14 protein-coding genes and 1 pseudogene are annotated in these 11,769 nt (G+C 72.9%); 10 read left to right on the plus strand and 5 right to left on the minus strand.

Annotated features, from left to right (window positions below):
* The first annotated feature begins 175 nt into the window (after positions 1 to 175).
* Entirely contained in the window at positions 176 to 1,141 is a 966-nt protein-coding gene (locus tag AC3ET4_RS19535) for an LLM class F420-dependent oxidoreductase (RefSeq protein ID WP_431951079.1), read from the plus strand.
* Between the two features lie 93 nt (positions 1,142 to 1,234).
* Here AC3ET4_RS19535 and AC3ET4_RS19540 read toward each other — a convergent pair whose 3' ends face one another.
* Positions 1,235 to 1,795, minus strand: coding sequence for a hemerythrin domain-containing protein (locus tag AC3ET4_RS19540; protein WP_431951081.1), 561 nt, complete (start codon positions 1,793 to 1,795; stop codon positions 1,235 to 1,237).
* 222 nt (positions 1,796 to 2,017) lie between these two features.
* Here AC3ET4_RS19540 and AC3ET4_RS19545 point away from each other — a divergent pair, with 222 nt between their 5' ends.
* Genes AC3ET4_RS19545 through AC3ET4_RS19555 form a run of 3 tightly spaced genes read left to right on the plus strand, consistent with a single transcriptional unit; the run spans position 2,018 to position 4,817 of the window.
* Entirely contained in the window at positions 2,018 to 2,398 is a 381-nt protein-coding gene (locus AC3ET4_RS19545; RefSeq protein ID WP_431951083.1) for a hypothetical protein, read from the plus strand.
* 54 nt (positions 2,399 to 2,452) lie between these two features.
* Complete coding sequence (locus AC3ET4_RS19550) at positions 2,453 to 3,919, plus strand: aminotransferase class I/II-fold pyridoxal phosphate-dependent enzyme (RefSeq protein WP_431951085.1); 1,467 nt, start codon at positions 2,453 to 2,455, stop codon at positions 3,917 to 3,919.
* A gap of 16 nt (positions 3,920 to 3,935) precedes the next feature.
* Positions 3,936 to 4,817, plus strand: coding sequence for an SDR family oxidoreductase (locus AC3ET4_RS19555; protein WP_431951087.1), 882 nt, complete (start codon positions 3,936 to 3,938; stop codon positions 4,815 to 4,817).
* Between the two features lie 515 nt (positions 4,818 to 5,332).
* Here the strand turns inward: AC3ET4_RS19555 and AC3ET4_RS19560 are convergent.
* From AC3ET4_RS19560 to AC3ET4_RS19570, 3 genes are read right to left on the minus strand one after another with little or no spacing between them, the layout of a single operon-like run.
* Positions 5,333 to 5,770: a hypothetical protein gene (locus AC3ET4_RS19560; RefSeq protein ID WP_431951089.1), complete on the minus strand. Its 438-nt coding sequence runs from the start codon at positions 5,768 to 5,770 to the stop codon at positions 5,333 to 5,335.
* Positions 5,771 to 5,777: 7 nt separating this feature from the next.
* Positions 5,778 to 6,296, minus strand: coding sequence for a DUF1360 domain-containing protein (locus tag AC3ET4_RS19565; RefSeq protein WP_431951091.1), 519 nt, complete (start codon positions 6,294 to 6,296; stop codon positions 5,778 to 5,780).
* A gap of 26 nt (positions 6,297 to 6,322) precedes the next feature.
* On the minus strand, positions 6,323 to 6,649 hold the full coding sequence (locus tag AC3ET4_RS19570) for a plasmid stabilization protein (protein WP_431951093.1): 327 nt from the start codon (positions 6,647 to 6,649) through the stop codon (positions 6,323 to 6,325).
* Positions 6,650 to 7,180: 531 nt separating this feature from the next.
* Here AC3ET4_RS19570 and AC3ET4_RS19575 point away from each other — a divergent pair.
* Both AC3ET4_RS19575 and AC3ET4_RS19580 read left to right on the plus strand, forming a co-directional pair.
* Complete coding sequence (locus AC3ET4_RS19575) at positions 7,181 to 7,390, plus strand: hypothetical protein (protein ID WP_431951095.1); 210 nt, start codon at positions 7,181 to 7,183, stop codon at positions 7,388 to 7,390.
* 256 nt (positions 7,391 to 7,646) lie between these two features.
* A pseudogene (locus tag AC3ET4_RS19580) lies at positions 7,647 to 8,674 on the plus strand (DNA topoisomerase IB).
* Between the two features lie 290 nt (positions 8,675 to 8,964).
* Here AC3ET4_RS19580 and AC3ET4_RS19585 read toward each other — a convergent pair.
* A complete protein-coding gene (locus AC3ET4_RS19585; RefSeq protein WP_431951097.1) occupies positions 8,965 to 9,156 on the minus strand; it encodes a DUF2795 domain-containing protein in 192 nt (63 codons plus the stop codon).
* Between the two features lie 194 nt (positions 9,157 to 9,350).
* On the opposite strand from AC3ET4_RS19585, the gene AC3ET4_RS19590 reads away from it, so the two are divergent.
* The 4 genes from AC3ET4_RS19590 to AC3ET4_RS19605 are packed head-to-tail and all read left to right on the plus strand — an operon-like array spanning position 9,351 to position 11,736.
* Positions 9,351 to 10,049, plus strand: a complete 699-nt coding sequence (locus AC3ET4_RS19590) for a hypothetical protein (protein ID WP_431951099.1) — start codon at positions 9,351 to 9,353, stop codon at positions 10,047 to 10,049.
* Complete coding sequence (locus tag AC3ET4_RS19595; protein ID WP_431951101.1) at positions 10,046 to 10,294, plus strand: BON domain-containing protein; 249 nt, start codon at positions 10,046 to 10,048, stop codon at positions 10,292 to 10,294. Before AC3ET4_RS19590 ends, AC3ET4_RS19595 begins: the two co-directional genes overlap by 4 nt.
* Positions 10,291 to 11,016, plus strand: a complete 726-nt coding sequence (locus tag AC3ET4_RS19600; protein ID WP_431951103.1) for a metallophosphoesterase family protein — start codon at positions 10,291 to 10,293, stop codon at positions 11,014 to 11,016. The genes AC3ET4_RS19595 and AC3ET4_RS19600 overlap by 4 nt, the downstream gene beginning before the upstream one ends.
* A gap of 45 nt (positions 11,017 to 11,061) precedes the next feature.
* Positions 11,062 to 11,736 carry an endonuclease gene (locus AC3ET4_RS19605; protein ID WP_431951105.1) on the plus strand — a complete coding sequence of 225 codons (675 nt, stop codon included), beginning with the start codon at positions 11,062 to 11,064 and terminating at the stop codon, positions 11,734 to 11,736.
* The last annotated feature ends 33 nt before the right edge of the window (positions 11,737 to 11,769 follow it).

Genomic DNA, 11,769 nt, shown 5'->3' on the forward strand with positions numbered 1-11,769 from the left:
GACTGAGACCGGGGCCCCGGCCCGGGAGTGCCGGACGCCGGGAGGGGGGACCCGGCGCCCGGGGCACTCACCCGCCGTGCGGCTGCCCCGCCGCACGATCCGGCTGCCCCCGAACCGCCGGCTCACACACCCGGCGGCGGCGTTTTCGCGGTGACCGACCGGGCAGCCGCCCCGTATGACGCGATTCGGCTACACGATGCTGACCGAGCAGGCCGGCCCGAAGGACCTGGTGGCCCATGTGGTCCGGGCGGAGGAGGCCGGTTTTGACTTCTCGGTGATGTCCGACCACTACTTCCCCTGGCTGGACGAGCAGGGCCACGCGCCGTATGCCTGGAGCGTTCTCGGCGCGGCAGCCCAGGCCACCACGCGGATCCCGCTGATGACGTACGTGACCTGCCCGACCATGCGTTACCACCCCGCCGTCGTCGCGCAGAAGGCAGCGACGCTGCAACTGCTGTCCGACGGCCGGTTCCGCCTCGGGCTCGGCTCGGGCGAGAACCTCAACGAGCACGTGGTGGGCGGCGGATGGCCCTCCGTCGATGTACGCCACGAGATGCTCGCCGAGGCTGTCGAGATCATCCGGGCCCTCTTCGAGGGCGGCTACGTCAACCGCCGCGGCGGGCACTTCGGCGTGGAGTCGGCCAAGCTGTGGGATCTGCCCGACCGGCCGCCGCCGATCGGGATCGCGGCGTCCGGTGCGCGGTCCTGCGAACTGGCGGGCCGCCTCGCCGACCTGCTGATCGCCACGGACCCGGACGCCGGCCTGCTGGGCGCCTTCGACGAGCACGGCGGCGCGGGGAAACCCCGGGTCGGGCAGCTGCCCGTCTGCTACGACACCGACCGGGACGCCGCGGTGCGCCGGGCACACGAGCAGTTCCGCTGGTTCGGTGGCGGCTGGAAGGTCAACTCCGAACTGCCCGGGACCGCGGCCTTCGCCGCGGCGAGCGCCCCGGTACGACCCGAGGACGTCGCGCGGGCCATCCCCTGCGGGGACGACCCGGATGCCTTCGTGGCGGCGGTCCGCCCGTACGCGGAAGCGGGTTTCACCGAGATCGCCCTGGTACAGGTCGGCGGCGATACCCAGGCGGCCTTCCTGGACTGGGCCGAGAAGACGCTGCTGCCCGCTCTGCGCGAACTCTGACGCACGGCCCGCACCCGAGGCCAGGCAGGTCCTGGCCCGCTCGGGCGGCGTCCCGCCCGAGCGGCCCGGCGCTACCCACCGTGGTCGACCGCGTCAGGACTTCCCGCGGCCGGTGACGAAGTCGCGGGCCCGGTCCACCAGCCCGGTCCCAGGTGCCAGCAGCTTGTTGAGGGGCGGGGTGTCGGGGGCACCGGGGTGGGGCCGGGTGGGGGCGACCTTCTTCGCCGCGCGCACCTTCTCGCCCAGCTCCAGGAGCCGCTCGGGCGAGCAGGCCTGCGCCAGGGCCGGGAAGAGCTGCTGCTCCTCGTCCCGGACGTGCGCGGTGACGTCCGTGATCAGCTTGCCCACCAGCTGGTCGAAACGGGCGTCGTCGATGGGGACGTCCTCCAGGTCCTTGAGGGCCTGCTCGACCTCGGCGTGCTCCTGGATCTCCTTGTCCGCCAGGGCGTCCCCTCCGGGCAGGTGCTCGCGGACCGCCGGGTAGAGGTACATCTCCTCGGCCACCGCGTGCCGGACCAGTTCGATGGTGACCTCGTCCAGCACGGTCCTGCGTTCCTTGTCGGTCGCGGGCAGTGCCCGCAGGCGTGCGAAGTGCTCCTCCACCTCCCGGTGGTCGGCCGTGAGCTCCGCGATGACATTTCCACCGTGTCCCATAACAGGCCTCCTTCTGTCGCGGTATGTGGTGGACGTCTCCCTTCGAGGCGGCTTCCCCTCACCGCGCGGGACACGCCCCCGGGCCTTCCCGTCGTCCCCCGGCTGCCCCTCGCCTACCCGCCGTCGCGATGGGCATCGCGCTACGCATGAGCCGGTGACACCGGGGCACGCGCCCTCAAGGATGGAAAAAGCATGAAAGATCCGCATCAAAGGGGAAGCACGATGACGAAGAAGCAGCACCCGTCGCACGGCGAGGGTCCCAGCCGGCACAAGGGCGAGGACCAGCACGGCTGGGCCACGGACGTGGACGCCGAGACGCAGCAGGACAACCCCAGCGGCCACCGCTCCTTCCACCCGGACGCCTACGCACCCGGCGGGAAGAACCGCGAGCCGTCCGCCGAGGACATCGAGGCGTCGAAGGCCGGCACACCGGTGCAGGACGTGTCGCGCAGCGGCGAGGAGCGGGCCGGCGCCTCCGGCAAGAGGCAGATCGAGGACACCGGCGAGCGCGGTCCCTCCGGCCGGCCCAGCGGCGCCAAGGACACGTCCGAGTTCAGCGGAGTCGACCCGCAGGAACCGCCGACCGAGCATCGCGGCCGCTGACCCCCGTGGCCGCCCCCGGCGTTTCCCCGAGGAAGGCGCGGGCAGCCGCAGTTCATGGACCATTCGCACGCGCCGGTCCTGGAGGCACTCGCCGCCTACCACGCCACCGGGCAGACACCGTTCACCCCGCCGGGCCACAAACAGGGCCGCGGCGCCGACCCCCGCGTCCTGGAGGCGCTCGGGGAGTCGGTGTTCCGCTCCGACATCCTGGCCACCAGCGGACTGGACGACCGCACGTCCTCGCACGAAGTGCTGGAGAAGGCCCAGGAGCTCATGGCGGACGCCGTGGGAGCGGAGCGCACGTTCTTCTCCACCTGCGGCAGTTCGCTGTCGGTCAAGTCGGCCATGCTCTCGGTCGCGGGGCCGCACGAACAGCTCGTCGTCGGCCGGGACGCCCACAAGTCCGTCATCTCCGGGCTGATCCTTGCGGGGCAGGAGCCGATCTGGGTGCGCCCCCAGTGGGACCCGGACCTCCACCTCGCCCACCCGCCCTCGCCCCGGGCGGTCGCCGCGGCCCTGCGCGCCCACCCCGAAGCCAAGGGCGCCCTGGTCACCAGCCCCACCCCGTACGGCACCTGCGCGGATTTGCACGCGATCACCCAGGAGTGCCACCGGCAGGGCCGACCCCTCGTCGTGGACGAGGCATGGGGAGCGCACCTGCCCTTCCACCCCGCGCTGCCGACCTGGGCCATGGACGCCGGGGCGGACGTGTGCGTCACCTCCGTGCACAAGATGGGCTCCGCGCTCGAACAGACCTCGGTCTTCCACCTCCAGGGCGACCTGGTCGACCCCGCGGTGCTCAAGGCCCGCGAGGACCTGCTGGGCACCACCAGCCCGTCGGTGCTGCTGTACGCGGCGCTGGACGGCTGGCGCCGGCAGATGGTGGAGCAGGGGCATGCGCTGTACGACCGGGCCCTCGCCCTGGCCGCGGATCTGCGCCGCGAGATCGGGCAGCTCGACGGCTACCACGTGCACGGCCGCGACGACTTCTGCGGCCCGAACCGCGCCGCGGACCTGGACCCCCTCCAGGTGATCGTCGACATCACGGCCCTGGGGATCACGGGATACCGCGCCGCGGACTGGCTGCGGGCCCACCACGGTGTGAACCTGCACGTCAGCGACCATCGCCGGATCAGCGCCCAGCTCACCCACGCCGACAACGACGACACCGCCAAGGTGCTCGTCGCCGCCCTGGCCGACCTCGCCGACCACGCCGACGACCTGCGGCCGGCGCCGGCCGTGGACATCCCGAGCCCGCGGGAACTCGTCCTGGAGCAGGTCGTCCTGCCCCGTGACGCCTTCTTCGGCCCGACCGAGCAGGTGCCCTTCGCCGAGGCCGAAGGGAGGGTCGCCGCGGAGATGCTGACGCCGTACCCGCCGGGGATCCCCGCCGCGCTGCCCGGTGAACGCCTCGACCAGGAGGTACTGGACTATCTGCGCACCGGGGTCGAGGCCGGAATGGTCGTTCCCGACGCCACCGACCAGCAGGTGCGCTCCCTACGCGTCGCCATCGAGAAGTGACGGAGGAACAGCTGCCATGACCCCCCGCGACGAGAACCCGGCCACCCGGCACCCGCAGCCGGACTTCCCCGCCCAGGAGCAGCCCCACCCGGGATGGACCGGCCCGATGGACCCGCCGCCCGACCACGGCGAGACCTCGTACGAGGGCACGGGCCAGCTGGCGGGCAGGGCCGCGGTGATCACCGGCGGCGACTCCGGGATCGGCCGCGCCGTCGCGCTCGCCTTCGCCCGCGAGGGCGCGGACGTGCTCATCACCCATCTCCCGGAGGAGCGGGAGGACGCGGACACCACCGTGGGGCTCGTGGTGGACGCCGGACGCAAGGGAGTCGCCCTCTCCTGCGACCTCCGTGAGGAGGACCAGTGCCGCGAGGTGATCGATCTGGCGCTGGCCCAGTTCGGGCGGCTCGACATCCTCGTCAACAACGCCGCGTACCAGATGTCCCAGCCGGACGGGATCGCCGCCGTCACCACGGAGCAGTTCGACCGGGTGCTCAAGACGAACCTGTACGCGATGTTCTGGCTGTCGAAGCTGGCGCTGGAGCACCTGCCGGCCGGCGGCTCCATCATCAACACCAGCTCCGTCCAGGCCTACAAGCCCAGTCCGCACCTGCTGGACTACGCGATGACCAAGGCGGCCATCGTGAACTTCACCCAGTCGCTGGCGCAGATGGTCGCCGCCAAGGGTATCCGCGTCAACGCGGTGGCGCCGGGCCCGGTGTGGACGCCGCTCATCCCCGCGACCATGCCCGACACCACGGAGTTCGGCAAGCAGTCCCCGCTCGGGCGCCCCGCCCAGCCGGCCGAGATGGCCCCGGCCTACGTGTTCCTCGCCTCCCAGCGTGCCAGTTACATCACGGCGGAGGTCGTCAACGCCACGGGCGGCACGCCCCTGCCGTGAGAGGCACTGGGCCCGGCCACAGGGCCGTCGCCAACGGCATATGAGGCGGCGGGCCCGCGGCGCCGGCGTCCGGCGCCAGGCGTCCGGGCCGCTGAGGCCCGCGATGTGAGGCCGGGTACGCGGCCGTCCCCGCTGCCGCGCGGCCCGGGTCCGGGGCGGGCCGGGACGGCACACTGTCCAGCGCCGCCTGGAGCCAGGGCGCGCAGCGAGCGGGGCCGCCGCCGCGCGATTGCCACGGCGGCAGCGCCCGTGGGCACGCAAGAGCGTCGTCAACCCATAGGTTAGGTGTCGTTGTGGTCGACGTAGCGGTCGCTGCCGATCCGGAAGAAACCGAGGTCGAGCAGGCGCACGGCCGTCGCCAGCACACGGTCCCTGGCCGCAGGCAGTCCGGGTGCGTCGATGCCGGCTGTGCCGCGAGGGCGCCACAGGACGGACGCGCCGCCGATGACAGCGCACTCCTCCGGCGGACCGGACCGGGCGGAGGAGTGCCCCGTCGTCGGCGGCGCGTGCCGCCGTCAGTCCTCCGGCGGCGGTAGGAGGCGCAGCCGGCAGCGCACCTTTCCGCCCGGCAACTCCATCAGCATGCTGCTGCCGCTCGCCGCACGGCTCTCGATCCAGGCCCGGACGCGTGAGACCTGCTCCAAAGGCCCGTCCAGGGTCACGTCCACCACGCCGGCGGGCGCCGGCGTGCGGAAGTCCCTGCGCACCCGTCCCGAGGCGGGCTTCGCCGGGCCGCCGTGACCGCAGCGCCATACCGTCGGCCCGGCGCCGCGCCACTCGACGAGGTCGGGATCGGTCACGCTGACCTTGTGAGGGTCGATACCGGCCCGCCGCAGGAACTTGATGAAGTCCCGCATGCCGTAGGCGACGCCGAGGATCTCCCCGTCCACGCGCAGGCGGCGGCCGCCGGTCTGCGTCGGCGGGTAGACGATCACCCGGCAGCCGGCCGGCACGGGACGTTCACTCCCCTGCGGCGCGCTGGGCCCGCGAGCGGGCGAAGTGCAGCAGGTCGGAGACAGTGAGCGCGGTGAGGGTGCCGGCCGCTAGCCGGGTCGCGGCGGGGGCGAAGACCAGCCCCGCCGCGAATCCGGTGGCGAACCACAGGCTCGTGCAGAACGGGCAGGTGAGGAGTTCACCCACCGCCTTGCGGGCACCGCTTCCGCGCACCTCCTCCTCCAGCTCGGCAGGACCCGTCGTGCCTTTGAAGCGGCTGAAGGGCGCGCGCAGCGGGCTGGTGACCGCGTCCTTGGTGACCAGACGCGACAGGCGGTGCGTCGCGCCCGCGCAGAGAGCCACATCCCACGGCGTGGGTTCGGCCACCTTCCTGCCGGTGAGCCGGGCCGCGCCCGCGATGGCGCACACCGCGCCGCCGTAGCCCGCCATCAGCCCGCCGAAGGCGCCGAGCGGCCGGTCGGCGCCACCCGCGTACTCCTGCGCGGTCTCGGTCGCGGCCGTCGTGACCTCCTCGCGAACGGGCATGGTGGCACCTGCCTTCCTCGCGGTGTTCAGCCGCGGTCGAGAGCGCGTTGCAGCTCGGCCTTGTTCATGTGGGAGCGGCCGTCGACGTTGCGGCGCTTGGCCTCGGCGTAGAGCTGGTCGTAGGTGGGGCCTCGGGAGCCCTTTCCGGAGCGCTGGCCGCCCCTCCTGCCCGAGGACATGTCCTCGAGGGAGCTGCGGCTGGCGGTCTTGGACTCGCCCGCGCGGGCGCGTTCCTTGTTGACCGTACGGGCGGCGATCTCCTTGGCCCGCCTCTCGCTCTCGCCCCGGTCCTCGGCGCTCTCCTTGATGTGCTCGTACTGCCGCTCACGCTTGCGGTTCGACCCAGCGGGCACGGTGATCACTCCCTTGAAGTCCTTCGCGTCTGCGCCATCACTCCCCGGGACTGCCGCCACCGACCGCCGTCGCCGCGGAAACTTTCCGGCCGACGACGGCCGGCGGAACTCCCCAGTGGCACCCCACGCCTTGCCCCTCCGGCGGCGGCAAAACATTTCCCCGCCGATCGCGGCCGTTCCAGCGCTCGAACGACATGCGGTCAGTTCTTATCATTTCTTCCAAGTGCCGATGAAGCTCCCAGGAGGCACGACATGGGACAGCCTCAGGAACGCAAGCCCTTCGAAGCGTGTCACCCGGCTTCACATCCCGCGCCGCGGCGGGCGGCGCCGAGAGGGCTGCTCCCGTATGGGGCCGGTGCCATACCGGGGGAAGCGCTCTTCGCGCCGCTGCCGGTCGGCCGTACCTCTCCGTTCGTCCCGCATGTGGTGAGGGATGCGCACCGGCGGTGAGATGGTGCTGAGCGTTTCGCCGTACCTGCCCCGGGCAGGCGCGCCCTGTCCGATCGAGCCACGGCAGCGAGGAGTGGAGCCATGGCCAGGAAGCGGGAGAAGGAAACCGGGGAATCCGCAGCCAAGGCACCGGGCGCGGGAAGCGGCAAGGAGGACCGCGCGCACGAGCGGGTGGTCCGCGGCACCGCCGCGGGAGCCGAAGGCTATTCCGCCGAACACGGCACGCTGGCGGGCAATCCCATCGAGGGACTGGAGACCCACCGACCCGAGCGGCACGAGGACGAGCCCTGACGCGCAGCGGGATGCGGCACCGGCCGCGAACGGTGACGGAGCAGCAGCCGCCCGCGCCCGTGTGCGGGTCGCGTCCCTGGCGCGGCCCCGCCGGGGTCAGGGCGGGAGATGTCGCCCCCTGCCGCCTGACACGGTGAAGGCGCACGGGACTGGAGTCCATGCATCGGGGTAACCGACGCTCAGGAGCCGCCCGGCACCCGTCACCGCACTGATCGGCACGGGCGGGACGCGACACAACGGCACTTCGGGAACGCACGTGCGCCTTCACCACAGCAGGCCCACCGACCCGGGCTACGCCCGCCAACCCCACTGGGATTCCGGTATCTCGACACCCAGGGGACGCCTTTGCGTGACCGTGCGGAACTCGACCGGATCAAGGCACTGGTGATACCGCCCGCCTGGAGCGACGTATGGATCTGCACGCGGGCCAACGGACACCTCCAAGCGGTCGGGACCGACGCCGCGGGCCGCCGTCAGTACCTCTACCCCCCGCAGTTCCGCGCCGAGCAGGAGCAGGCGAAGCACGACCACGTCCTCGACGTCGCGGAGCGCCTCCCCCTGGTCCGGGAAGCCGTGGAAGCCCATCTGTGCGACCGGGGACTCACCAGGGACCGTGTGCTGGCGACGGCCGTGCGCCTGCTCGACCTCGGCTTCTTCCGGATCGGCAGCGACCGCTACGTCGACCTCAACGACACCTATGGGTTGACGACCCTCTTGCGTGCCCACGGGCGCTGCCGCCGTGGCGAAGTGGTGTTCACCTACCCCGCGAAGCATGGCAAGGAGCGGGTCCAGGGGGTGGTGGACTCGCCGACGTACCGCAGCCTGGCCGCGCTCTTGCGACGGCGCGGAGGCGGCGACCGGCTGCTCGCCTACTGGGAGCGTCCCGCGTGGCGGGAGGTGAGCGGCGCGGACGTCAACGCGTACCTGAAGGAGCTGGCGGGGACGGAGGCGACCGCCAAGGACTTCCGCACCTGGCACGCGACCGTCATGGCGGCGGTCGCCCTCGCGGTGTCCCATGGTGTGGTGCGCAGCGAGTCGGGCCGCCGCCGCGCGATAGCCAGGGCGGCCAGAGAGGTGTCCGGATACCTCGGCAACACCCCTGCCGTGTGCCGCGCCTCGTACATCAACCCCCGGGTCGTCGAGCTCTACGAGGAGGGGGTGACCATCGTTTCGGCCCTGCCCGAGCTGGGCGACCAGGGCGTGTACGGGATCCCCGCCACGCACGGACCCGCGGAGCGGGCCGTCCTGCGCATGCTGCGTACCGGACGCCCACCGAACGAATGACCCGGCGCCCGCATGCGCTCGAGTGGGATCCGCCGACTCCCGTCGTCCGCCACCACCCGGCGAAAGGGAGGGGCCGGCGGCGGCCGGTGAACGGACGGTCCGGGGCTGAGGCTGATCGAGGCAGCGAGGTCGCCTTGCCGTCGCTCACCGGCCCTCGGCACCCCCCGCGACAGGAGGGGGCGGGGAGGACATCGCGCCCCCCACCACGACTCGCCCGCACACGGCAGCGCCGCACGCCGCCCGGGGCGGGCCCGGACGGCGTGCGGCGCGGTCAGGGAACCGCCTCGGTCTCAGGAGTGCTTCCCGATCTCCCGGCTGACCTCGGCGGGGGAGTCGAACTCCTGGTCCGGAAGGGTCTCCAGGGCGTCGATGATGTCGCGGTCCGCCTTGTTGCTGCTCGCGCGGTCGATGATGTCCTGCTTCGAGGCGGGGTAGTCCACGCCACCCAGGGCCTTCTGCATCTCGATGGGGTTCACGTTCATGGAACCATGGGTATCCGGGGGCTCCCGGCGGGGCCGTCGCTCGTCGCGGAGTTCATCCCATTGGGCCAACGTAGCGCTTGCCCCGCCCTCCGCGGGCGTGCCGGGGACGCGGGCGGGTACGCGCCCGGACGAGTGAGTCCCGCTCCGCCGCCCCGGTGCGGCGCCGCGGGGGATGCCAGGACGGAGGGCCGTTCATGAACGACGCCGACGTCGCGCCCGAGGCCGCCGCTGACACTGCCGGTCCCGCCGCCGAAGCCGCCGCCATGGAGACGGGGACGACCGGGAGCCGTGCGTCCGCAGGGACGGGGGGCTCGTCGCGCCTGCCCACCGACCACACACAGGCCATCCTGCAGACCACCAAGCGCGTGGCGGCCGTGCTGAAGGCGGCCGGGCTGCCGTTCGCGCTGACCGGAAGCGTCGCCGCCTACGCGCACGGCGTTCCCGGCAGCCTGCAGCACGACACGGACTTCTGCGTCCGCCGTCAAGACGCCGGGGCGGTGCTGCGGGCCCTGGCCGACGACGGCGTCCAGGCCGTTCCGGCACCGGAGGACTGGCTGGTCAAGGCCCGAGCCGACGGTGAGGACATCGACCTGATCTTCGAACTCGGGCGCCGCCCGGTGACCACCGAACTTCTGGCGAACGCACCGGTGCTGGCCGTGGACTCCGTGCGGATGCCCGTGCTCCCGCCGACCGATCTGCTGAGCAGCCTCCTCGGCGCCCTCACCGAGCAGCACTGCGACTTCGCCGCGCTGCTGCCCCTGGCCAGGACGCTGCGCGAGCGCATCGACTGGGACGGCGTCCGCTGCCGGTACCAGACGGAGCCGATGCCTGACGCCTTCCTCTACCTGCTCGAGCGACTCGGCGTCATCGCGCCGCGCGGAGCGCCGTCATGACCGCCGCCGACGACTACCTCGTCGAGCGGCTGCGCCGCCGCCTCGCCGGCGACGAGGTGGCCGAACTCGGTATTCGCGTCGAGGAGCGGGGCGGGGGCGTGGTGCTGTCCGGCGCGGTGCCCGACGCGCCGGCGCGTGACGCCGTCGTGCGGATCGCCGAGGAGGAATCCGGCGGCTCCTTTGTCGTCTGCGACCTGCGGATCACCAGTGCCGCCGCCCCGGACCACGCCGAGGAACTGCCGTGATCCGCGTGGCGGCGGTCGGTGACATCCACCTGGGCCGGGAGAGCGGCGGCACGCTCCGGCCGGCCTTCGACACGCTGCCCGGCTGTGCCGACGTCCTGCTGCTCGCCGGTGACCTCACCCGCCACGGCACCGTGGAGGAGGCCGAGGTCGTCGCGTGCGAGGTCGCAGGGCTGCCCGTGCCCGTGGTGGCCGTGCTGGGCAACCACGACTACCACAGCGGACAGCAGGGCGAGATCGCGGCCGCGTTGGCCGGGGCGGGGGTCACCGTCCTGGAGGGCGAGGGGACCCTCGTCGACTGCGGTGGCGCGCGACTGGCGGTCGCGGGCACCAAGGGCTTCGGCGGTGGCTTCGCCGGGCGGAGCGCCGGTGAGTTCGGGGAACCCGAGATGAAGGCGTTCGTGGCCCTGACGCGCCGCAGCGCGACGGGGCTGCGGGCCGCGCTGGAGCGACTGCCGCGGGACGAGCGCACCGTACGGGTGGCGCTCACGCACTTCTCGCCCGTGGCCGACACCCTCGCCGGGGAACCCCCGGAGATCCATCCGTTCCTCGGCAGCTACCTCCTGGCCGAGGCGATCGACGGCGGCGGAGCCGACCTGGCCGTGCACGGCCACGCGCACCGGGGCGTCGAGCGTGGCATGACGGCGGGCGGCGTACGGGTCCGCAACGTCGCCCAGCCCGTGATCGACCGTGCCTTCGCCGTGTACCGGTTGCACGCCGGGTAGCAGACCCGAGGAGGGACCCCGCGCATCGCGAGAAGGTGACGTGAGATGACCGGAACGACCCGGGAGCGGGACACCGCCAAGGACAAGGCCACGGTCGAGGCCCTGCTCGACCACGAGGGCCGCACCTACGCCGAGGACGCCGGCATCAGGTTGCGGAACACCCCTCAGCCCCTTTACCAGGTGCTGGTCGCGGCGTGCCTGCTCGGCGCCCGCATCAAGGCGTCCGTGGCCACGGCGGCGGCACACGAGTTGTTCGCCGCCGGGATGCGCGACCCCCGCAGGATGCGCGACGCCACCTGGCAGCAGCGGGTCGACGCCCTCGGCAGGGGTCACTACCGGCGCTATGACGAGCGCACGGCGACGCAGCTCGGGGACGGCGCGCAGCTGATCCTGGACCGCTACGGAGGCGACCTGCGCCGCCTGCGCGACCAGGCGGACGGCGACCCGGACGCGATACGCCGCGCCCTGCGCGAGGTGCCCGGACTCGGGCCCGTCGGAGTGGAGATCTTCCTGCGGGAGGTGCAGGCGGTCTGGCCGGAGACGCGTCCGGTCTTCGACGGGAAGGCACTCAAGGGCGCGGAACGGCTCGGGCTGCCGACGCGGCCCGAGGAACTGGCCGACCTGGTGCCGGAGGCCGCCTACGCGGTCCTCGCGGACGCTCTGGTGCGTGCCGCGCTGGACCGCCACGTGGCCGACGAGGTCGCCGGAGCGCGCGCCTGAGGGCATGTGTGCGGGGGGACGGCGGAGCGTGAA

This window comes from Actinacidiphila sp. bgisy167 (assembly GCF_057707665.1).